Consider the following 20,558-nt stretch of genomic DNA (forward strand, 5'->3'; position numbering starts at 1 on the left):
GAAAACTAGGATTGAAAAAAATCAGAATTGTGATAAAATACAAATACAAAGCTTATCAAGAGAAGCTGAGGGAACTGGCCCTACGAAGCTCGGCAACCTGCTTATAGAAAGCAAGGTGCTAAATCCAGCAAAATGGAATCCATTTTGAAAGATAAGGTAAAATATATTACCGAACAGTCTTTTCGAAATGGGAAAGATTTTTTTTATGAATAAAAAGGGGGGCTGTTTGCGTGAGCGTACGGGAGCATTTTGATGAAGTATCTGAGAAAATTCAAGCGATGCTTGCTGATATGAAATATGGTTCCATTACAATTGTTGTGCAAGATGGAAAAGTGATTCAATTAGAAAAAAGTGAAAAGGTTCGTTTAAAGTAAAAAGCGCTGACTAGAAAAACTAGAGGCGGTTTTAATCTATTTTTAATAGGTTAAAGCCGTCTTTTTGCTTTTACAGGGGGAAAAAACATGTTGACGTACGAAACGTGGAAAGAAAATAGTGTTTCATTTTCTGAAGAAGATGAAACGAAAGGCGCGCTATCAGTATTAAGTTGGGCTTATAACGAATATAAAGATGAAATTGTATATGCATGTAGCTTTGGGGTGGAGGGAATGGTTTTATTGCATCTTATAAACCAAGTAAATCCATCTGCTAAAGTTGTATTTTTGGATACAAATGTTCATTTTCAAGAAACGTACGAATTAATTAAGAAGGTACGCGAGAGATTTCCTTCATTAAATATTATAGAAAAACAGCCAGAACTTACACTCGATGAACAAGCGAAGCTTCATGGAGAGAAGTTATGGGAAAGTAATCCGAATCTTTGCTGTAGTATTAGAAAAATTTTACCGTTAGAAAAATCATTAGCAGCGGAAAAAGCGTGGATATCAGGCTTAAGAAGGGAACAATCAGAAACGCGTAAGCATACACAGTTTATAAATCAAGATCGTCGTTTTCAATCTATTAAAGTTTGTCCGCTCATTCATTGGACTTGGAAAGAAGTTTGGCGATATGTATATAAACATAGTTTGCCGTATAACCCATTGCATGATGTTGGCTATCCGAGTATTGGGTGTGAGAAATGTACATTACCTGTAGGTGATGGTGGCAACTCAAGAGATGGAAGATGGGCTGGGAAAATGAAGACGGAATGTGGCCTTCACTTTCAATGAGATAGATTTTGAAATAAAGCTAAGAAGGGATATAAGAAGATGAGTACAACAAATGAATTAGTAAACCGCATTGATGAAACATATGAAATATCGAACATTGTAAAGGAAATCGAGATAGACAAAATTGGACTTAGTGATTTAGAACTTTTGGCGACAGGAGGATATAGCCCTCTTACAGGATTTTTAGGGAAGAGAGATTATGATTCAGTAGTAGAAACGCTTCGTTTAGCAAATGGTAGCGTATGGAGTATACCGATTACACTACCGGTAACAGAAGAAGTAGCCGAGAAACTGCAGGCTGGAGAGGAAGTAAAACTTGTCAACGCCGGAAATGTATATGGTGTTATTCAAATAGAAGATATTTTTGTACCAGATAAAGAAAAAGAAGCGTTACTTGTATATAAAACGACGGATGAAGCACATCCAGGGGTGAAAAAATTATATGAACGACCAAACGTTTACGTTGGAGGAGCTATTATTCTTACAAAACGCTTTGGAAATAATCCGTTTCCTTCTTATCATTTAGATCCAATTGAAACGAGAGAAGAATTTAAAAAACGCGGTTGGAAAACAGTAGTTGGATTTCAAACGAGAAACCCAGTACATCGTGCCCATGAGCATATTCAAAAATCTGCCCTTGAAATTGTAGATGGTCTCTTTTTAAATCCGCTCGTTGGGGAAACGAAGTCAGATGATATTCCTGCTGATGTAAGGATGGAAAGCTATGAAGTATTACTTCAAAACTATTATCCGAAAGATCGTGTCTTTTTAGGTGTATTTCCTGCAGCAATGCGTTACGCAGGACCAAGGGAAGCGATATTTCATGCACTAGTAAGAAAGAACTTTGGTTGTACCCACTTTATTGTAGGGCGTGATCATGCTGGGGTAGGGGACTATTACGGAACATATGAAGCGCAGGAAATCTTTACGAATTTTACAGTAGAAGAGTTAGGGATTACGCCGTTATTTTTTGAACATAGTTTTTACTGCACGAAATGTGAAGCAATGGCTTCAACGAAAACATGTCCGCATGGAAAAGAAGACCGTGTCATTTTATCGGGTACGAAAGTACGAGAAATGTTAAGGAATGGTGAGATTCCGCCAAGTACATTTAGTCGTAAAGAAGTAGTGGAAGTGCTAATTAAAGGTTTGAAAAAAGAAGTAGTAACAGAATAGGGAGAGAATGAGATGGATACGAATATTACTTGGCATACAGCTTCTGTTTCAAAAGATGAGAGAAGAGTGAAGAATGGGCATCACAGTTTTGTAGTTTGGTTTACTGGTTTATCAGCTTCGGGTAAATCTACAGTAGCGAATGCGGTTGCTCGTAAACTATTTGAAAAGAATATAGGAAATTATGTGCTAGATGGGGATAACATTCGGCACGGTTTAAATAAAGACTTAGGTTTTTCTGAAAGTGATCGTATGGAAAATATAAGACGTATTGGCGAAGTGGCGAAGCTATTTGTAGATCAAGGTACTGTTGTCCTTACAGCGTTCATTTCACCATTTCAAGTAGATCGAAAACAAGTTAGGGATTTATTAGCGGCAGATGAGTTTATAGAAGTGTTTGTAAAATGTCCAATTGAAGAGTGTGAAAAACGTGATCCAAAAGGGTTATACAAAAAAGCGAGACAAGGTGATATTAAAGAGTTTACTGGTGTTGATTCACCGTATGAGGAACCAAAACAAGCAGAATTAATTGTAGAAACGCACAAGTATTCTATTGAAGAATGTGCAGAGCAAATTGTGAAGTACTTGCAAGAGCGTAGTTTCATATAGGGGGATAAAAGATGAGTTATGAAAAAGTGTGGGCTAATAATGAAAAATTAAATCAAACAGAGAAAAAGAAATTAGAGAAAGACGGATTAGAAATCTTTAATGATATTCCTTACTATGCGGAGAATGGATTTAAATCTATTCCGAAAGAAGAGTGGGACGCTTTTAAATGGGCAGGATTGTATTTGCAAAGGCCAAAAGAAGCGGGCTATTTTATGATGCGTGTCAACATTCCTTCTGGAATTATTACAAATGCGCAGGCAGAGGTGCTGGCTTCCATTGCTGAAGATTATGGGCGTGATGTGTTAGATATTACGACAAGACAGGCGATTCAGTTTCATTGGTTAGAAATTGGGCAAATTCCGGATATTTTTAAGAGGTTAGCTAGAGTTGGTTTATCTTCAGCGGGGGCATGCGGTGATATTACGCGTAATATCACAGGAAATCCACTTGCTGGAATTGATGCGAATGAACTATTTGATACAACATCGATTGTTAAAGAAATATACGATTACTTCCAACATAATGAAGAGTTTTCTAATCTACCACGTAAATTCAAAATGTCTATTAGTTCTAACATTTATAATTCAGCAAATGCAGAGATTAACTGTGTGGCATTTACACCTGCTACGAAAGAAATAGATGGTGAGAAAAAAGTTGGTTTTCATATAAAAGTAGGCGGAGGCTTATCAGCTCGTCCGTACTTAGCGGAAGAATTAGATGTATTCGTTTTACCAGAAGAAGTGAAGGCAGTGTCGATTGCAATTGCTACTATATTCCGTGATTTTGGATATCGTGAAAAACGCCACTTAGCACGTTTGAAATTTCTTGTCGCTGACTGGGGCGCTGAGAAATTTAAAGAGAAACTAGTAGAATACACAGGCCTATTGCAAAGTAAAGGGGAAAGTGCTCTCAAAGGCTGGAATGCAGGATACTTTTATGGCGTTCAAGATCAAAAACAAGCAGGATTAAAGTATGTCGGCTTTAATGTACCAGTAGGGCGTTTAAACGCAGAGGAAATGTTTGAGATTGCAAGAATTGCAAAGAAATATGGAAACGGGCAAATTCGAACTTGTAACTCTCAAAACTTCATTATTCCGAATGTTCCGCCAGAAAATACTGAAGGGCTATTAAGTGAACCGTTGTTTGAAGCAATTTCTGCAAATCCGAAATCATTTATCGGTCATGCGGTTTCATGTACTGGTATTGAGTATTGTAATCTTGCGTTAGTAGAAACGAAAGAAAGATTACGCAAAATAGCAGAGTACTTAGATACACAAATTGCACTTGATGTACCAGTTCGAATTCATATGGTAGGATGCCCGAATTCCTGTGGTCAACGTCAAATTGCTGATATTGGTTTGCAAGGAGTGAAACTGAAAACGAAGGAAAAGGGAATCGTTGAGGCGTTTGAAATATATGTGGGCGGAACACTATTAGACGGAGGAGCATATAACGAAAAATTAAAAGGGAAAATAGATGGAGAAGATTTGCCGGATGTTCTCGTTTCCTTTTTAAGTTATTTCCAAAAGAATAAATTACTAGCCGAAACGTTTTATGATTTCGTCGGACGTATTGGAGTGGAAGAATTACAAATTATACTAAACCAAGTAGTAGAAGAAGTAATAGCGTCTTAGGAGGGACAATATGGATTTATATCGATTTGAAGCTGTATTAGTGAATAGTGTTGTTCCAATTGTTGTCGTTGCTCAGAGTGAAGAACAGGCATTTAAGCTTGCGGAAATTGAGCTTGAAAAACATTTTTTACCGTTACCAGAAGTGAAAGAGATTTCTTTGTTTGAAAAAAAGAAGATTCGAAAAGGGGCGGCATTTGTTATTCATGAGTAGAGAACATGTAATACGAAATAATAGTAACTTCCATTCGTGATTAAGAGTGGAAGTTTCATTTTATAGTAGAAATGAGGAGAGATTATGGGGAAGGTTTATATCGTCGGGGCGGGTCCTGGTGATCCGGATTTAATTACTGTTAAAGGGTTGAGATGCATCGAGAAGGCTGATGTTATATTGTACGACCGTCTCGTAAATAAAGAATTGCTTTCTCATGCAAAGCCTGAAGCGGATTTAATTTATTGCGGGAAACTCCCAAATTATCACACGATGAAGCAAGAGACAATTAACACATTTCTTATTAAATATGCGAAAAAAGGAAAAGTTGTAACGAGACTTAAGGGCGGAGATCCATTTGTATTTGGAAGAGGTGGAGAAGAAGCTGAAGCGTTAGCGAAGCAAAGTATCCCATTTGAAATTATTCCTGGTATTTCAGCTGGTATAGCTGCTCCTGCTTATGCTGGAATTCCAGTAACGCATCGCGATGCAAGTGCAAGTTTTGCTGTTGTGACAGGGCACCGGAAAGAAGGGGCTGAAGAGGAAGTGAAGTGGGAAAGTTTAGCGAAAGGTGTAGATACATTAGCGGTCTATATGGGGGTTAGTAATTTACCTTACATATGTGAACAACTAATAAAACATGGAAAAGATCAAAGTACACCTGCCGCTATCATTGAGTGGGGAACGACATCTATGCAGCGTACTGTTACAGCGACGTTAGGAACAATTGTAGATGTTGCCAAAAAAGAACGAATTCAAAATCCAAGTATGATTGTTATTGGAGAAGTTGTCCGTTTTAGAGAAAAGATACATTGGTTTGAGAAACAAACGGAAAATGCATATCAAGTAAGCGGAGTATTGTAAAATGAAGGCTGTTATATATATATGTCATGGAAGCCGTTTGAAAGCAGCAAAAGAAGAAGCGGTTGCATTTATTACGTCATGTATGAACCGTGTAGAGGTAAATATTCAAGAAATTTGTTTTTTAGAGCTAGCGAATCCTTCTATTGAAGAAGGATTTCGTACATGTGTGAAGCGTGGTGCTACAGAGATTGTCGCTATTCCTGTTTTTTTATTAGCGGCAGGACATGTAAAGAAAGATATTCCGTTTGAATTACGAAAGTTAAACGAGGAATATCCGGATATCAAAATAGTGTATGGTAATCCATTTGGTGTATCAGAAGTGCTTGTAAAAGCGGTATATAACGGAAGTGGTATTAAAGACTATAAAGAAGAAGTAACACTTTTGCTCGTTGCAAGAGGGAGTAGTGATCTGGAAACTTTACAAGATATAAAGTGGATTTCTTCTTTATTTCAAAAAGAAGAGAACATTAAAGAGGTGGAAGTTTGTTATTTAGCAGCCGCGGAGCCGAAGTTTGATGAGAGGTTGAAAGAAATTGTAGAACAAAAAGAACGGAACATTGTTGTGTTACCTTACTTATTATTTACAGGCTTACTCATGAAACATGTTGAGAAAGAAGTGCGTCAATATGAGTCGGAAGAGATAAAAATAAGTCCCTATTTAGGAAAGAATGTAGCGTTTCGAGAGATGTTAATTCAGAAAACAGAGGAAATATTGAAGGGAGATCAATATGTATCCACTTACAGTGCGAGTTGATAAGAAACGTGTTGTTGTCATTGGTGGAGGGAAAGTAGCGGGGTTTAAAATTATTCCTTTACTAAAACAAGGTGCGGATATTGTTGTAGTAAGTACAGAATTAGATGCAAATTTAGTGAAACTTGTAGAAGAAAAGCAAATTCGTTGGTATCAAAGAGAGTATGAGAAAAGTGATATTAAAGATGCTTTTTTAGTAGTTGCAGCGACTAGTGATTCGGTACTAAATGAACAAATTGCTGAAGATGCCGCAGTGAATCAATTGGTAAATGTTATTACGAATCCGGAAAGTGGAAATGTTCATTTTCCGGCGGCAATTCATCGTGGATTACTTAATGTAGCTGTTTCTACTGGAGGGGCAAGTCCGAAACTTGCAAAAAAAATTCGTGATGATATCGCAAATAAATATGATGAGAAGTATGAATCGTATCTTGATTTTTTATATGAAGTTAGACTAAAAGTGAAAGAATTACAAGTAGAGAAAAGGCAAAAAAATATATTGTTACAAGAAGTATTAAAGTCGATATATGTTCAAAGTGAACAAAAAAGAGAGCTTTTTTTACAAGAATTAGAGAGGGGAATTTATATAGGATAGTGAGTGAATTGTGCTTTACAAATATAAAAATATAATTTATAATCACAAGTAACTTCAAAAGATGAAATCGATGAGCAAGAAGAGTACGTATATTTGATGCGTTCAGAGAGCTGGGGTAAGGTGTGAGCCCGGTACGATAAAATATACAGAATGGGCTTGCGAGAGGTATGCTGAACATTGCAGTAGGCAACCCGGGTTCCGCCGTTAAAAGGATAGGGTATCGGAATTTTCCTGTACCTGAACAAGTGGGATTTATTGATCCAATTGAGGTGGTACCACGGTATTCTATTACATATATCGTCCTCTACATGCATATTTGCGTGTAGGGGACTTTTTTATTTTCTAAAGGAGGTGTGCGAGTATGAAATGAAAGTGTATAATTGATAAAAGTTATAATATTCAGAAAAGGAGAATTTATGATGAAAGAAACACAGCAATGGACGTCGAAAATTGGCTTTGTACTCGCAGCAGCCGGAGCCGCAGTAGGTCTTGGTGCAATATGGAAGTTTCCGTATGTTGCAGGTAATGGTGGAGGAGGCGCATTCTTCCTTGTATTCTTACTATTAACTTTATTTATTGGTATGCCTCTTCTTTTAGCTGAATTTGTTATTGGCCGTAGTACTCAAAAAGAGGCCGTTACAGCTTATAAAGTATTAGTACCGAATAGCAAGTTATATCCTTGGATTGGTCGTATGGGGGTTGTTACTTGTTTTAGCGTACTATCTTTTTATAGTGTTGTAGGTGGATGGATTTTACTTTATTTATACTATAGTGTCACAGGTAGTTTCTGGAACGGAGTAGTCGATTATGGACAATTGTTTGCTGAAACAATTTCAAATCCAGTAAGTGCGATTGGGGCGCAATTCATCTTTATGCTTTGTACCATTTTTGTTGTTAGTAAAGGTGTGGAAAAAGGCATAGAAAAAGCAAGTAAGTACATGATGCCGTTATTATTCATTTTATTTATTGCTATCATTATTCGTGCGTTAACACTTGATGGTGCTATGGCTGGGGTAGAGTTCTTCTTAAAACCAGATTTTTCAAAGCTTACAGCAGACACGATTTTATATGCGATGGGACAATCTTTCTTCTCACTAACGGTAGGTGCCTCGGTAATGGTAACGTATAGTTCGTATTTAAAGAAAGAAGAGCATTTAGCTAAATCAGCAACATCTATTGTAAGTTTAACTGTATTTATTACAGTACTTGCAGGATTAGCGATTTTTCCAGCGATTTTCGCATTAGGAGTTAAACCGACAGAAGGACCAGGGCTACTATTTATCGTTCTTCCTGCTGTCTTTGCAAAAATTCCATTTGGACAATTTTTCTTCATTATGTTTTTAGTTTTATTCTTCTTTGCGACTTTAACATCTGCGATTTCAATGCTTGAAATTGTAGTAGCATCTGTTGCGAAAGATAATGAGAAGAAGCGTCCGTCAGCTTCGTTATTAATTGGTATTCTTATTTTTGCAGTTGGAATCCCATCAGCGTTATCGTTTGGAATTATGAGTGATGTGAAAATATTTGGTAAGACATTCTTTGATTTCGTCGATTTTTCGGTAAGTAATGTATTACTGCCACTCGGAGTACTAGCCATTTCGTTATTTGTACCAAATAAAATGAGTAAAGAGCTATTAATGAAAGAATTAGAAGTTACGGAAACGAAAGGGAAAACATTGTTTAATATTTGGTTCTTCTTGCTTCGTTATGTTATTCCGGTAACTGTAATTATCGTATTTTTAAATGCGATAGGTGTATTTAAAATGTTTGCATAATAAAAAGACGGAGATGTGGATTCTCCGTCTTTTTATTGTGTTGTAGAAGTATTTAATAAGCGATTATATGCTTTATAAGCTGTGACAACTGCGATAAATGATCCAATTAAAAATAACGCTGAGCCGCCGAATGTAAATAGCCGGCCAATGTATGTTTCTCTAGCTTCTTCTATTTCTTCTTGTAATTGTGTATTCATATTTATCCCCCCGCAAAATATAGGCATTTAGTTGTAGTTTATGTAAAACGCCTAAAAAGTGTGAAGTAGTAAAAAAAACTCGGTATGCACCGAGTTTTTTATAATCCGATATAAGGAGATGGATCAACTGCGTTTGTCTTACCGACATTCCATTCCCCAAGGTGAAGTTCGAAGTGTAAATGTTGTCCGTATGATTGGCCAGTGTTCCCCATAAATCCAAGTTGAGTGCCTTGTTTTACAGTTTGTCCATTAGATACAGAACGGCTACTCATATGTGCATATACAGTTGTATATGTTTTTCCGTTTATACGGTGAGATAAGTATACAACATTTCCGTAACTAGATGATAATTCTGAACGGATAACGACGCCATCTGCAGCAGCTACGATTGGCACTGTTCCTGAAGCTGCGATATCGATTCCTTTATGGTTATCTAAAGAACGTGTACCAAATCCTGAAGTTTTCGATCCAGCGGCAGGTTTAATAAATCCACCTTTGTTCGTATCTTGCGGTGTTGGTGCGGATTGTGTGCTTTCTTTAGCAGAAGCGGCGGCTTGTTTTTTTGCTTCCTCAGCCTTACGTGCCTCTTCAGCTTTACGCGCATCTTCTGCACGTTTTTCTTCTTCAATTGCTTTTTGAACAGCTTGACGCTGGTTTTCTAAAATGCCTTTTGATTCTTCTAACCCTTCAATCTCTGAATCTACTTTTGCTACTTTCGTATGTAGATCGTTAATAAAAGTTTGTTGCTGTTGTTGATTACTTTGTAACTCTTGTTGTTTTTGTACTAATTTTTGCTCGGATTCTTTCAATTGTTGCTCTTTTTTCTCAACAGCTTCTTTTTCTGTCGTCACAGCATTCTGATCACTTGTTTGCTTTTTCACAATATCTGTATCGTTATTTAAAATTAAACTTACAGAATACATACTATCAACAAGATCGGCAATATTTGCAGAACTTGTTATTACTTCTGTAATGATACTCGTACGAGGCTTTTCTTGCATAGATTGTAGTCGTTGTTTAATAACTTCCTGCCGTGTATCTATGTTCGTTTGTAATTGCTCTATATGTTTCTTTTTTTCAGTAATAACTTGCTGTGTGTTGCTAATTTCTTTTTTTGTATCGTTTAATTCAGCTTCGTTTTTATTAATAGAAGTAGTTAATTCGTCGATTTTCTTTTGTAATTCCTGGATTTCTTTTTCTATTTGTTCTTTCTCAGCTGATTTATTTTGTAAGTCATTTTGTTTGCCTTCTAATTCGGATTGAATATTAGATAATTTATTCTCATTCGTTTCAGCGTATACGGGTGAAAGTAACGGGGAAACGAAAATCGTTCCAGCTGCTAAAACACTAAATGCTGCAAATTTCTTTTTCATGGTTGTCTTGCTCCTTTCCCTATGAATGTTATATATCATAAGAAGAAGAGTGTCTATCGTTGTAATCATAATGTAAAGAAAATTTTATAATTTTGCTAAGTTTTGTCGGAATTTAGTATCTTTTCGTAGTGTTTGTCATAAAGTTAAAATTCTTGAATGTATAGAAAAAGATATCAATTTCTATATTTTTTTAAAAAAACATGGGAAATGATGGAGTTTTCCATAATGAAACAGTATTTTAAAAACCTATCAATCACTAGTAAGGAATCGATTTCATGTGAGGTTTTCTGACATGAAGTTTGTTTTTGTCAAGAAAATTATTTGCATTCGTGCAAACTTATTTTGTTGTCAGATTTTAAATTTTGATTTATGATTTTTAACAGGGACAAAATGTAGTGAATTGTCGAATAATATGTAATACTCTTAATTTCATATTTTATAGAGATAGAATGAGAGATAGAGTGACACATCGAAGAGGGGGTTACCACAAGTATGAAAAGAATAGGACTTGCATGGCAAATTTTAATAGGACTTGCGCTTGGTATTACAGTTGGGGCGATTTTCTTTGGCAATCCGGAAGTGGTGAAGTACTTACAACCAATTGGTGATATTTTCATCCGATTAATTAAAATGATCGTTGTACCGATTGTTGTAGCGAGTATTGTTGTTGGGGTTGCTGGTGTTGGCGATGTTAAGAAGTTAGGCCGACTAGGCGGAAAAACAATTATTTACTTTGAAATTATTACAACACTTGCAATTGTTGTTGGTCTATTAATAGCGAACATTTTCCAACCTGGAAAAGGCGTTGATATGGATCAATTAACAAAGACTGATATTTCAAAATATACAGCTACGACAGAGCAAGTACAAAGTCATTCGTTCGCGGATACGTTTGTAAATATTGTTCCGACGAACATTATGAAATCATTAGCTGAAGGTGATATGCTTGCTATTATCTTCTTCTCAGTATTATTTGGTTTAGGTGTAGCAGCAATTGGTGAGCGTGGTAAACCAGTTCTACAATTTTTCCAAGGTGTAGCAGATGCAATGTTTTATGTAACGAACCAAGTTATGAAGTTTGCACCATTTGGTGTATTCGCATTAATTGGTGTTACAGTTTCTACATTCGGATTAGCTTCATTAATTCCATTAGGGAAATTACTCATTGTAGTATACGGAGCAATGATCTTCTTCGTTGTAGTTGTATTAGGACTTACAGCGAAAATATTCGGTATTAACATTTTCCAATTCTTTAAAATTTTAAAAGACGAGCTGATCTTAGCGTACTCTACAGCAAGTTCAGAAACGGTTTTACCGAAAATTATGGAGAAAATGGAGAAATTCGGTTGTCCGAAAGCAATTACATCTTTCGTTATTCCAACAGGTTATTCATTTAACTTAGATGGATCAACTTTATATCAAGCAATTGCGGCAATTTTCTTAGCGCAAATGTACGGTATTGAATTATCCATTACACAACAAATTACGTTATTACTTGTATTAATGGTTACATCAAAAGGTATCGCGGGTGTACCGGGCGTATCATTCGTTGTATTATTAGCAACACTTGGTACAGTAGGTATTCCAGCTGAAGGTTTAGCGTTTATTGCAGGTATTGACCGTATTCTTGATATGGCTCGTACAGCAGTTAACGTTGTAGGTAACTCTTTAGCGGCTGTAGTTATGTCTAAGTGGGAAGGTCAATATGACGCTGAAAAAGGACAAGCCTATTTAAAAGAGATATCTGAAAAGGGTCAAGCGGCTTAATTATAATATGAACAAGCTCTCACATAATATGTGGGGGCTTTTCTATATATAGAAGAGGAGCGGACGTAATGAAACGTAAATATGGTGACGGTTCTTCGTGGAAGCGACTAATAGAGAAGGATTATAGGGTTAAGCAAGTAGAGGATGGAATGTTAGGAATACTGGACATAAAAAAAGTGAGAGAACCTAGTCATAAAGAATACAGTGGTAAACAGCTTTGCATTGCAGGTGATGGGTATACATGGATGCAATATTTTATAAACGGAAAAAACTTTGCAATTACAGCTATGTTAGACAATCAAAAACAATTAGTACAATATTATATCGACGTGACGAAAGAATATAAAATAGACGAGCGTGGTTTACCTTATTTTGATGATTTATATTTAGATGTAGTATTGTTACCGAACGGTGAGATCTATGTACTGGATGAAGACGAGTTAGAGGATGCCTATAAAATTGGTGATGTTACAAAAGAAGAATATGAGTTAGCATGGAATACAACAAAATGGATTATCGCGACGATAAAAAATAGAAAATTTTATTGGATCTCAATATTGGATAAAGAAATCGAAAAGTTAAAATGATTGGTTTATTCATATTTTTGTATAATTACCAAAAAAATCTATACAAAAAATAATTGACTTTTGTTTTGTAAGCGAGTAAAGTTAGGAAAGAAATTATTATTAAAAAATAAATATGAAACCTTCTTATAAAGAGAGGCGGAGGGACTGGCCCTACGATGCCTCGGCAGCGGACTCGATTTCAGAGTGCTGTGCCAAATCCAGCAAGCATGTGCTTGAAAGATGAGAAGAGTGTTTCTTATAGATGTATAAGACCTCTTCTCGTTGGAAGAGGTCTTTTGTTGTTCATTAGAAAAGGTTGAAAACTAGGGAGAGATGATACTTTGAAAGAAACGAGAGGAAATGGTTTAGCGTTATTACCACTTGGAATATTTTTGGCGCTCTTTATTGGTTCTGGAATTATTACAGGTGATTTCTATAAATTGCCGATACTTGTAGCAATTTCAATTGCTGTAGGAATTGCTTTAGTGATGAATCGTAAGGAAAGCTTTAATGTGAAAGTAGAACGATTTGCTAAAGGTGCAGGAAACCCTGATATTATGATTATGGTATTAATTTTTGTACTTGCAGGGGCGTTTTCTGAAACAGCAAAAGGAATGGGCGGAGTTGATTCCACTGTTAACTTAGCGTTATCTATTTTACCCCAAGGATTTATCGTTGCTGGAATTTTTGTTATAGGGGCATTTATTTCATTAGCGATGGGAACTTCAATGGGAACAATTGCTGCATTAGCACCGATTGCTGTAGGTATTAGTGGGCAAACTGATATCTCAATTGCACTTGCGATGGCTACTGTTGTGGGCGGAGCGATGTTTGGCGATAATTTATCATTTATTTCTGATACGACAATTGCTGCTGTTCGTTCGCAAGGAACAGAAATGAAAGATAAGTTTAAAACGAACTTTTTAATTGTATTACCAGCCGCTATTATTACAATTGTACTATTAGTAATAATTACTTTAGGAAGTGATACACAAGTTAAAGCCCATAGTTTTGACTGGGTGAAGATTTTACCATATGCAGGTGTACTTGTTACAGCGCTACTTGGCTGGAATGTACTTATTGTATTAACCGGTGGAACTGTACTATCTGGTGTTATCGGTCTTATAGATGGAAGTTATACGTTAGAGAGTTTCTTTAAAAGTGTAACGACTGGAATGGGCGGTATGATGGAGTTAGTGTTACTTGCCATTTTAATCGGTGGTATGGTTGAACTTATCCAGTATAATGGTGGCATTCAATATTTAATGAATCTTTTAACACGTAATATTCGTTCGAAAAAAGGAGCGGAGTTTGGTATTGCTGGCTTAGTGAGTATGACGAATGTGTGTACAGCAAACAATACAATCTCTATCATTTTTACAGGTCCGCTTGCGAAAAAAATTGCGGATCAGTATGAAATTGATCCCCGTAAATCAGCGAGTGTACTGGATCTTTTCTCTTGCTGTGTACAGGGGTTAATCCCATATGGTGCTCAAATGTTAACAGCGGCAGGATTTGCTGCGTTATCTCCGGTCGAATTGTTACCATATGCATTTTATCCAATTTTAGTTGGAGTATGTGGAATCATTTCTATATTAATTGGTTTCCCGAGATTTTCTAAAGTGGCGGAAAAAAAAGAGTATCATAAAACTGCATAACATAAAGAGACATTTATTATTAGCAGTTGAAAACGCTCGGAGAACATTCTCTGAGCGTTTTTTATTATTTATAAATCCTTTTTCAAATAGTAGTGTTTATAATCTCTTCCTACGTTATCGAGGATACCATACTCTTTATAACCATATTTTTTATAGAAATCTAATGCTTGAAAGCTTAAAGTGTCAACTTTTATAAAATCACAATTTCTTTCTAAAGCGATTTTTTCTACTTCTAATAACAGTTTAGTTCCATACCCTAATGCACGTATATCTTCATCGATGATAAAAGAGTGAATCTCTAACCAATTCCAACAGACTTCACCTAATATTCCCCCGCATATTTTACCATTTTCATCTTTAAGAAATAAATGAATCTCTAAGTATCTGTCTCTTAAATCAGATGGAAAGTGCTTTAAATTATATTCATAAAGCTGATTGTTTATATAGTTTTTAGCGGCGGTATTGATTTCTTTCGTAATGTGTAAATTCATGATATATCCCCTTTAATTTAAATGTAGCCTTCTGATTTATTTTAACATAATTTTCTTAATAATATATTTAATGTAATTTAATAAACGTTTGTATGTATTGCTAATTTTTTGGACGCGCAAGTTGAGATTTTCATCCGTTATTGAATAAGAATTTTTCTGTATCTATACGCATCGCATACATGTTCGTTTTGCAAAAGGCTGAATGCAACTCAGTCTTAAGTCTGAGTCGAAAACAGTTCTTAAGCTCGTTATGAAAAAATGAAAAAATAGTTAAGATAAGAGTATCAAATCGAAGGGAGGCAAGCACAAGATGAAACAATTTCTAGCGTTTATCGCAGCCGGTATTTTGGCTTTAATTGCTCTTGGTAGTCTTGCTGGTATTGTAGGATTCGCCATTGGAGCAGGAGTTGTGTACTGGAGCTATAAATCATTTGTGCGAGCTAAATCATTCTTTGGAAAGTTAGCTTGGGGTATTGTTGGTTTAATCGGTTTGTCCATTGCACTTTCTCATTCCCCAGCATTAATCGGTATCGCAGCATTAGTAGTTTTATACTACGGATACCGTGAGTGGAAAAAAGGAAAAAATGTAGTTGTTGATTCTGCTCCAGAAAGTGCTAAACCATATAGCAACTTTGAAGATGAGTGGAACAAGTTAATGAAAAACTAATATAAAATAAATCAAATTATAAAGTAGAAGAGAGGAAGATTATAATGAAACAATCTTTATTCGGACGTGTACGCGATGCAATTTTAGCTGATTTTCATAATGTGTTAGATGAGAAAGAAAGAAAAAATCCAATTGCTATGTTAAACCAATATTTACGCGATAGTGAGCGTGAAATAACAAAAATTGAGAAGTTAATTCAGCGTCATAAAGCATTAAAATCTAACTTCGCTCGTGAGCTTGAGCAAGCACGTTATTTCGTTAATAAAAGATCAAAGCAAGCTATCATCGCACAAGAAGCAGGCGAATTGCAATTGCATGAACGTGCATTAGAAGAAGTAGCGTATTATGAAGGGCAAGTAACTCGCTTAGAAGAAATGTATGCTGGTGTTGTAGAGCAAATTGATGAGTTAGAGCGTCGTCTTTCAGAAATGAAAAATAAATTAAAAGAAATGAACGCAAAGCGTATGGAATTAATGGCACGTGAAAATATGGCGCATGCAAACCGCCGTATGAATACTGCTATGCATAAAATGGATGAAAATAATCCGTTCTTACGATTCGAAGAAATTGAAGATCACATTCGTGACATAGAGCTTCGTATAAATGAAGAGCATGAGCGTGATACATTTGATATGAAAATTGCAAAACTAGAGAGTGAAATGAAAGAGAAAAATGAAGTATCGTTAACGAAAGAAGTAACAAAATAATTGTAGTATATAATAAAACAGGCTTATGATATAGTGATAGGAGAAAAGGTGTTGGAAAGCAATGCCTTTTCTTCTATGTATATGTGACAAGGAGGGGGGAGCTGAAATGAAGAAGCAATTTTCAAAAACACAATTTATGGGGATGCTCCTCATCATATTTGGATTCGGTCTTTTTCTTGATATGATACTTGGACATTTTGAACCAGGTGGTCTAATATTTGCATTTATTATGATTATGTTTGGAAGACATTATCGAAAGAAGAACCGTTATGTAAGAGGGAATGTATTTTTATTTGTCGGTGGTATTGTCTTCTTATTCTTCTTATTTTCATCAGCGGCATTCGTACTTGTTGTGTTTGCTTGTTTAGCTTTAATTGGTTATCAACTTATTCAACAAGGACATCGGCAAAAAGCAATGAAAGTTGAAATTAAAGAAAAAGGATATATAAATGAAGAAAAACAAATATATCGTACAGAACCGTATATAAAAAATATGTTTGTAGGTAATGTACGAATGATGGATCATATTTATGAAATAGAGGATATTAACGTCCAATATGGTGCTTGTGACGTCGAGATTGATTTAACAACTGCTATGATTCCAGAGGGAGAAACGGTTATTGTGATTCGGGGCGTCATTGGTAATATTCGCTTATATGTACCATATGATATTGAATTGTCTTTAAATCATTCTGTTATTGTTGGGCGAGTGCTCCTGCCAGGACACGAAGAAACTGGATTTAACCGTAATGTTACGTTTAGAACAGAACAGTATAAAGAAGCCCCTCGTCGTATTAAAATTATTTCTTCGCTTGTCGTAGGCGATACGGAAGTGAGGAAAGTATAATGAAAAAACAAAGGAATATTTCGTGGATGTATATTCGTTATTCTATGTTGTCCTCTGTTAGTATCGCACTTATTTGTACAATTGTATATGTATGGAAAAGCGAGCAACAAGTTTATGATTTACTCTGGAAAGAATCCATTGCTTCTGTTCCAATTGGCTTGTTTATTATGAGTACGAGTCTTCTTATCGGAGGAATTGTAGGATATGCAATCGGTTATTATATAGAACAGCGTATACAAGGATTAAATACTTTTCTATTTGAAGTAGAGCGAGGGAATTTTCCGAGTGATGTTTCATTTACTGCGGACGATGAATTTCATGAAGTGGAACGAAAAGTAATTGGTCTTGCTCGTCGCTTAGAGGAGCAAGCTGGGCTATTTCAAAAAGTAACGAATGAACGAGCCCATTGGAATGAAGAGATGAGACAAGAAGCGATTTCTCAAGAAAGGCATCGATTAGCGAGAGAGCTACATGATTCTGTAAGTCAGCAGCTTTTTGCAATGTCGATGATGATGTCAGCCATTAATGAGCAAGCAGCTGAAATTCCAGACACGACGAAAAAACAGTTGCAGCTTGTTGAGAATATGGTTGTAAATGCACAATCAGAAATGAGAGCATTGCTCCTTCATTTACGCCCAGTGCAGTTAGAAGGTAAGAAACTAACAGAGGGTATAGAAGAATTATTAACAGAACTGTCTAGAAAGCAACATATGAAAATTGAATGGTTAATTGAACCGATTCAATTAAAAAAAGGTGTAGAGGATCATTTATTCCGTATTGTACAAGAGGCGCTGTCTAATACTTTACGGCATGCGAAGGCAAAGAAAACCGAAGTACGCCTTCGGAAAATTGATCAATATGCGATTTTGAAAATTATTGATGACGGTGTTGGGTTTAAAGTTGGTGTTAATAAGGCTGGTTCATACGGTTTAAGGTCAATGCAAGAGCGAGTTCATGAAATTGGTGGTACATTAAAAGTTCTTAGTTTTCCGAATAAAGGTACGCAAATAGAAGTGAAAGTACCTATTATGATTGAGAGAGGGGGAGAATCATGATAAAAGTATTACTAGTTGATGATCATGAAATGGTTCGAATGGGTGTATCAGCATATTTATCAACGCAGCCAGATATTGAAGTAGTTGGAGAAGCTGAAAATGGAAGAAAAGGTTCAGAGTTAGCTTTGCAATTAAGACCGGATATTATTTTAATGGACCTTGTTATGGATGAGATGGATGGGGTTGAAGCGACACGTACTATTATTCAAGAATGGCCAGAAGCGAAAATTGTAGTTGTCACGAGCTTTTTAGATGATGAAAAGTTATATCCTGTTATTGAGGCGGGGGCGACAAGTTATTTATTAAAAACATCAAGAGCGAGTGATATTGCAGATGCTGTAAGAGCTACTTATGATGGGGAAACGGTATTAGAGCCGAAAGTTACTGGAAAAATGATGTCTCGTATGCGTCAGAAGAAAGAACAACCTTTGCATGAGGAGTTAACAGAAAGAGAGTCTGAAATTTTGTTATTAATTGCAGAGGGGAAAAGTAATCAAGAGATTGCAGATGAGTTGTTTATTGCCCTTAAAACAGTAAAGACACATGTGAGTAATATATTAAATAAGCTAAATGTAAGTGACCGGACACAGGCGGTTATTTATGCGTTTAGACACCAATTGACGAAATGAGAAGGAAGCTTTGACTATATATGGTCAAAGCTTTTTATTGACGGTTATTTATGTAAGCGTTATCATTAAGGGGTTAACAGTACATACAAAGGGGAGAGAGTGTATGTTAGTTCAAACGATATTTGGAATGGATGAAACGAAAAAATTAGGTAACTATGTGAATGCGTTGCAAGCACTTTGTGAACAATATGATATTGAAACAGATCGTATTGCAATTATTGAGGCAACAGAAGAATATTATTTATTTCTAGTGAAGCAAGAAGATAGCTATGATGTTGTAAAAGTAGAAACAGTGGATACGAATATTGATTACTATACGAAAGCTTATAAAGTAAGTAGCTTTAATCATACTTCTTATCAAATGTAAAAAACTCCCGAAATGGGAGTTTTTTTATGATACTTTCGATTCAGGTGAATGATCCGTTAATGGTACTGCTTTGGCGCCACTTAATTTTGCGATAGCAAAACCGATAATAGCCCCAACTAATGCTGGTACTAACCAGCCAATTCCTTCATTATATAATGGAATAAACTCGAAATAAGATGTGATAGATGAAACAGGAATATTCCCTTGTTTTAATCCATCAAATACGCTCACAACTGCAGATCCAATTAACGCACCTACATAAACAGAACGATATCCACCGAAATATTTATGAAGTAATGATAGTAATACGAGTACAATCGCAATTGGATATACAACAAGTAAAATAGGAACAGAGATTGCGATAATTTTTGTTAAACCTAAGTTGGCAACTAATAATCCTAATGTGCAAATGACACTTGCTAACGTTGTGTATGAAAATTTCGTTAATAATGTTGAGAAGTATTGACTGCATGCAGATACAAGTCCAATACATGTTGTTAAGCAAGCGAGTGTAACGATAAGAGATAATAGAATTAGACCATATGGACCGAGTAATTGTTGTACGATAACGGTAAGTAGCTGTCCGCCGTTTGTTGCGTATCCGAGAGAGACACTAGTTGTACCGAGCCAGCCAAGTGCACCATATACAAGTACGAGACCAGTAGCGGCAATAAGTCCTGCTTTTGCTGTTGCGATGGCAATTGATTTACGATCACTCACACCTTTTGAGCGAATTGCATTTACAACGATAATTCCAAATGCAAGCGCTGAAATGGTATCCATCGTTAAGTATCCTTCCATAAAACCTTTGAAAATTGGAGAAGTTTGATACTCTTGCATTGCTGGTCCAGATTGTCCAAGTGGTGTAAATACACTCTTAACGAATAATAAAAAAATAGAGAGTAATAAAATAGGTGTTAATACACTTCCGATACGATCGACGAGCTTAGAAGGGTTTAAACTAAGCCAAAATACGATAGAAAAGAAGATGACTGTGTATAAAAATAGCACTAGGCTGCTAGAGCGAATAGTTTCTGGTAAGAAAGAACTAATTCCCATTTCATAAGCGACATTAGCAACACGTGGGATGCCCATAGATGGACCGATTGCAATGTATACAACTACCGTAAAGAATATTCCGAATAATGGGTGTACATGACTTGCAAGTTGTTGCATTCCATTTCCTGATAGAGAAATAGCGATAACAGTAAGTAGTGGTAAGCCGACTCCTGTTAGTAAAAAACCAATCATTGCTGGCCAAAAGTTTTCACCAGCATTTTGTCCAAGCATTGGAGGGAAAATTAAATTTCCTGCTCCAAAAAATAAAGAAAATAGCATAAGACCTGTGAAAAAAACATGTTTTTTTGATACAGTGTTCATTGTTTTTTTCCTCCTTTTTTGTAAATTCATTGTAAGAACACAAAAAACTCGCCCCTTAAGAAAGGGACGAGTTATATTT

At 35.9% G+C, this 20,558-nt stretch carries 23 protein-coding genes, 2 riboswitches and 2 other annotated features (1 of these 27 only partly in view); of the genes, 19 read left to right on the forward strand and 4 right to left on the reverse strand.

All coding sequences use genetic code 11. From position 1 onward, the window contains the following. Nucleotides 1-49: 49 nt before the first annotated feature. A riboswitch (SAM riboswitch) is annotated at nt 50-158 on the forward strand. A 72-nt stretch (nt 159-230) separates the two neighbouring features. From MKY70_RS07540 to MKY70_RS07585, 10 genes are all read left to right on the forward strand, one after another. Next, entirely contained in the window at nt 231-374 is a 144-nt protein-coding gene (locus tag MKY70_RS07540) for a YezD family protein (RefSeq protein ID WP_000116159.1), read from the forward strand. A gap of 87 nt (nt 375-461) precedes the next feature. Next, nucleotides 462-1,166, forward strand: coding sequence for a phosphoadenylyl-sulfate reductase (locus MKY70_RS07545; RefSeq protein WP_002011694.1), 705 nt, complete (start codon nt 462-464; stop codon nt 1,164-1,166). 39 nt (nt 1,167-1,205) lie between these two features. Continuing rightward, the gene (sat, locus tag MKY70_RS07550) at nt 1,206-2,342 is read left to right on the forward strand and encodes a sulfate adenylyltransferase (protein WP_341023834.1); all 1,137 of its coding nucleotides are present in this window, start codon (nt 1,206-1,208) and stop codon (nt 2,340-2,342) included. Between the two features lie 12 nt (nt 2,343-2,354). Next, entirely contained in the window at nt 2,355-2,948 is a 594-nt protein-coding gene (gene cysC, locus MKY70_RS07555; RefSeq protein WP_002030679.1) for an adenylyl-sulfate kinase, read from the forward strand. An 11-nt stretch (nt 2,949-2,959) separates the two neighbouring features. Beyond that, entirely contained in the window at nt 2,960-4,582 is a 1,623-nt protein-coding gene (locus MKY70_RS07560) for a nitrite/sulfite reductase (protein WP_341023836.1), read from the forward strand. Nucleotides 4,583-4,592: 10 nt separating this feature from the next. Beyond that, entirely contained in the window at nt 4,593-4,793 is a 201-nt protein-coding gene (locus tag MKY70_RS07565) for a DUF3906 family protein (protein WP_044437964.1), read from the forward strand. 84 nt (nt 4,794-4,877) lie between these two features. Then, a complete protein-coding gene (cobA, locus tag MKY70_RS07570) occupies nt 4,878-5,654 on the forward strand; it encodes a uroporphyrinogen-III C-methyltransferase (RefSeq protein WP_002030683.1) in 777 nt (258 codons plus the stop codon). Between the two features lies 1 nt (nt 5,655). Continuing rightward, on the forward strand, nt 5,656-6,408 hold the full coding sequence (locus tag MKY70_RS07575; protein WP_341023840.1) for a sirohydrochlorin chelatase: 753 nt from the start codon (nt 5,656-5,658) through the stop codon (nt 6,406-6,408). Beyond that, on the forward strand, nt 6,383-7,000 hold the full coding sequence (locus MKY70_RS07580; protein WP_002166092.1) for an NAD(P)-binding protein: 618 nt from the start codon (nt 6,383-6,385) through the stop codon (nt 6,998-7,000). Before MKY70_RS07575 ends, MKY70_RS07580 begins: the two co-directional genes overlap by 26 nt. Nucleotides 7,001-7,061: 61 nt before the next feature. Next, nucleotides 7,062-7,308, forward strand: a binding site (T-box leader). Between the two features lie 111 nt (nt 7,309-7,419). Beyond that, a complete protein-coding gene (locus tag MKY70_RS07585; protein WP_002140989.1) occupies nt 7,420-8,775 on the forward strand; it encodes a sodium-dependent transporter in 1,356 nt (451 codons plus the stop codon). Between the two features lie 32 nt (nt 8,776-8,807). Here the strand turns inward: MKY70_RS07585 and MKY70_RS07590 are convergent, their stop codons facing one another. Both MKY70_RS07590 and MKY70_RS07595 read right to left on the reverse strand, forming a co-directional pair. After that, complete coding sequence (locus MKY70_RS07590; protein WP_003188170.1) at nt 8,808-8,972, reverse strand: hypothetical protein; 165 nt, start codon at nt 8,970-8,972, stop codon at nt 8,808-8,810. A gap of 98 nt (nt 8,973-9,070) precedes the next feature. After that, a complete protein-coding gene (locus MKY70_RS07595; RefSeq protein ID WP_341074484.1) occupies nt 9,071-10,345 on the reverse strand; it encodes a murein hydrolase activator EnvC family protein in 1,275 nt (424 codons plus the stop codon). A gap of 492 nt (nt 10,346-10,837) precedes the next feature. Between MKY70_RS07595 and gltP the strand changes: the two genes are divergently transcribed. The 3 genes from gltP to MKY70_RS07610 all read left to right on the forward strand — a co-directional run bounded on the left by gltP (nt 10,838) and on the right by MKY70_RS07610 (nt 14,336). Next, nucleotides 10,838-12,112 (forward strand): glutamate/aspartate:proton symporter GltP, encoded by a 1,275-nt coding sequence (gene gltP, locus MKY70_RS07600; protein WP_002126331.1) that lies wholly within the window; start codon nt 10,838-10,840, stop codon nt 12,110-12,112. Between the two features lie 68 nt (nt 12,113-12,180). Next, nucleotides 12,181-12,699 (forward strand): DUF402 domain-containing protein, encoded by a 519-nt coding sequence (locus tag MKY70_RS07605; RefSeq protein ID WP_341023846.1) that lies wholly within the window; start codon nt 12,181-12,183, stop codon nt 12,697-12,699. A 120-nt stretch (nt 12,700-12,819) separates the two neighbouring features. After that, a riboswitch (SAM riboswitch) is annotated at nt 12,820-12,925 on the forward strand. A 94-nt stretch (nt 12,926-13,019) separates the two neighbouring features. Next, nucleotides 13,020-14,336 carry a Na+/H+ antiporter NhaC family protein gene (locus MKY70_RS07610; protein WP_341023848.1) on the forward strand — a complete coding sequence of 439 codons (1,317 nt, stop codon included), beginning with the start codon at nt 13,020-13,022 and terminating at the stop codon, nt 14,334-14,336. Nucleotides 14,337-14,404: 68 nt separating this feature from the next. Here the strand turns inward: MKY70_RS07610 and MKY70_RS07615 are convergent, their stop codons facing one another. Next, the gene (locus tag MKY70_RS07615) at nt 14,405-14,827 is read right to left on the reverse strand and encodes a GNAT family N-acetyltransferase (protein WP_002011677.1); all 423 of its coding nucleotides are present in this window, start codon (nt 14,825-14,827) and stop codon (nt 14,405-14,407) included. Between the two features lie 310 nt (nt 14,828-15,137). On the opposite strand from MKY70_RS07615, the gene MKY70_RS07620 reads away from it, so the two are divergent. The 6 genes from MKY70_RS07620 to MKY70_RS07645 all read left to right on the forward strand — a co-directional run bounded on the left by MKY70_RS07620 (nt 15,138) and on the right by MKY70_RS07645 (nt 19,099). Next, nucleotides 15,138-15,494, forward strand: coding sequence for a lmo0954 family membrane protein (locus MKY70_RS07620; RefSeq protein WP_002011676.1), 357 nt, complete (start codon nt 15,138-15,140; stop codon nt 15,492-15,494). 44 nt (nt 15,495-15,538) lie between these two features. Next, complete coding sequence (locus tag MKY70_RS07625) at nt 15,539-16,201, forward strand: PspA/IM30 family protein (protein ID WP_002030696.1); 663 nt, start codon at nt 15,539-15,541, stop codon at nt 16,199-16,201. A gap of 106 nt (nt 16,202-16,307) precedes the next feature. Beyond that, on the forward strand, nt 16,308-17,048 hold the full coding sequence (gene liaF / locus MKY70_RS07630) for a cell wall-active antibiotics response protein LiaF (RefSeq protein ID WP_002126337.1): 741 nt from the start codon (nt 16,308-16,310) through the stop codon (nt 17,046-17,048). After that, nucleotides 17,048-18,103 carry a sensor histidine kinase gene (locus MKY70_RS07635; RefSeq protein WP_002011673.1) on the forward strand — a complete coding sequence of 352 codons (1,056 nt, stop codon included), beginning with the start codon at nt 17,048-17,050 and terminating at the stop codon, nt 18,101-18,103. The genes liaF and MKY70_RS07635 overlap by 1 nt, the downstream gene beginning before the upstream one ends. Next, the gene (locus MKY70_RS07640) at nt 18,100-18,732 is read left to right on the forward strand and encodes a response regulator (RefSeq protein ID WP_048544876.1); all 633 of its coding nucleotides are present in this window, start codon (nt 18,100-18,102) and stop codon (nt 18,730-18,732) included. Before MKY70_RS07635 ends, MKY70_RS07640 begins: the two co-directional genes overlap by 4 nt. 10 nt (nt 18,733-18,742) lie before the next feature. Further along, complete coding sequence (locus tag MKY70_RS07645) at nt 18,743-19,099, forward strand: DUF3992 domain-containing protein (RefSeq protein ID WP_341023852.1); 357 nt, start codon at nt 18,743-18,745, stop codon at nt 19,097-19,099. A 24-nt stretch (nt 19,100-19,123) separates the two neighbouring features. Here the strand turns inward: MKY70_RS07645 and brnQ3 are convergent, their stop codons facing one another. After that, on the reverse strand, nt 19,124-20,479 hold the full coding sequence (gene brnQ3, locus MKY70_RS07650; protein WP_341023853.1) for a branched-chain amino acid transport system II carrier protein BrnQ3: 1,356 nt from the start codon (nt 20,477-20,479) through the stop codon (nt 19,124-19,126). A gap of 59 nt (nt 20,480-20,538) precedes the next feature. Beyond that, nucleotides 20,539-20,558: a binding site (T-box leader), on the reverse strand (it continues 239 nt past the right edge of the window).

Origin of the sequence: Bacillus sp. FSL R9-9492 (assembly GCF_038007365.1) — a bacterium.
Classification (GTDB): domain Bacteria; phylum Bacillota; class Bacilli; order Bacillales; family Bacillaceae_G; genus Bacillus_A; species Bacillus_A mycoides.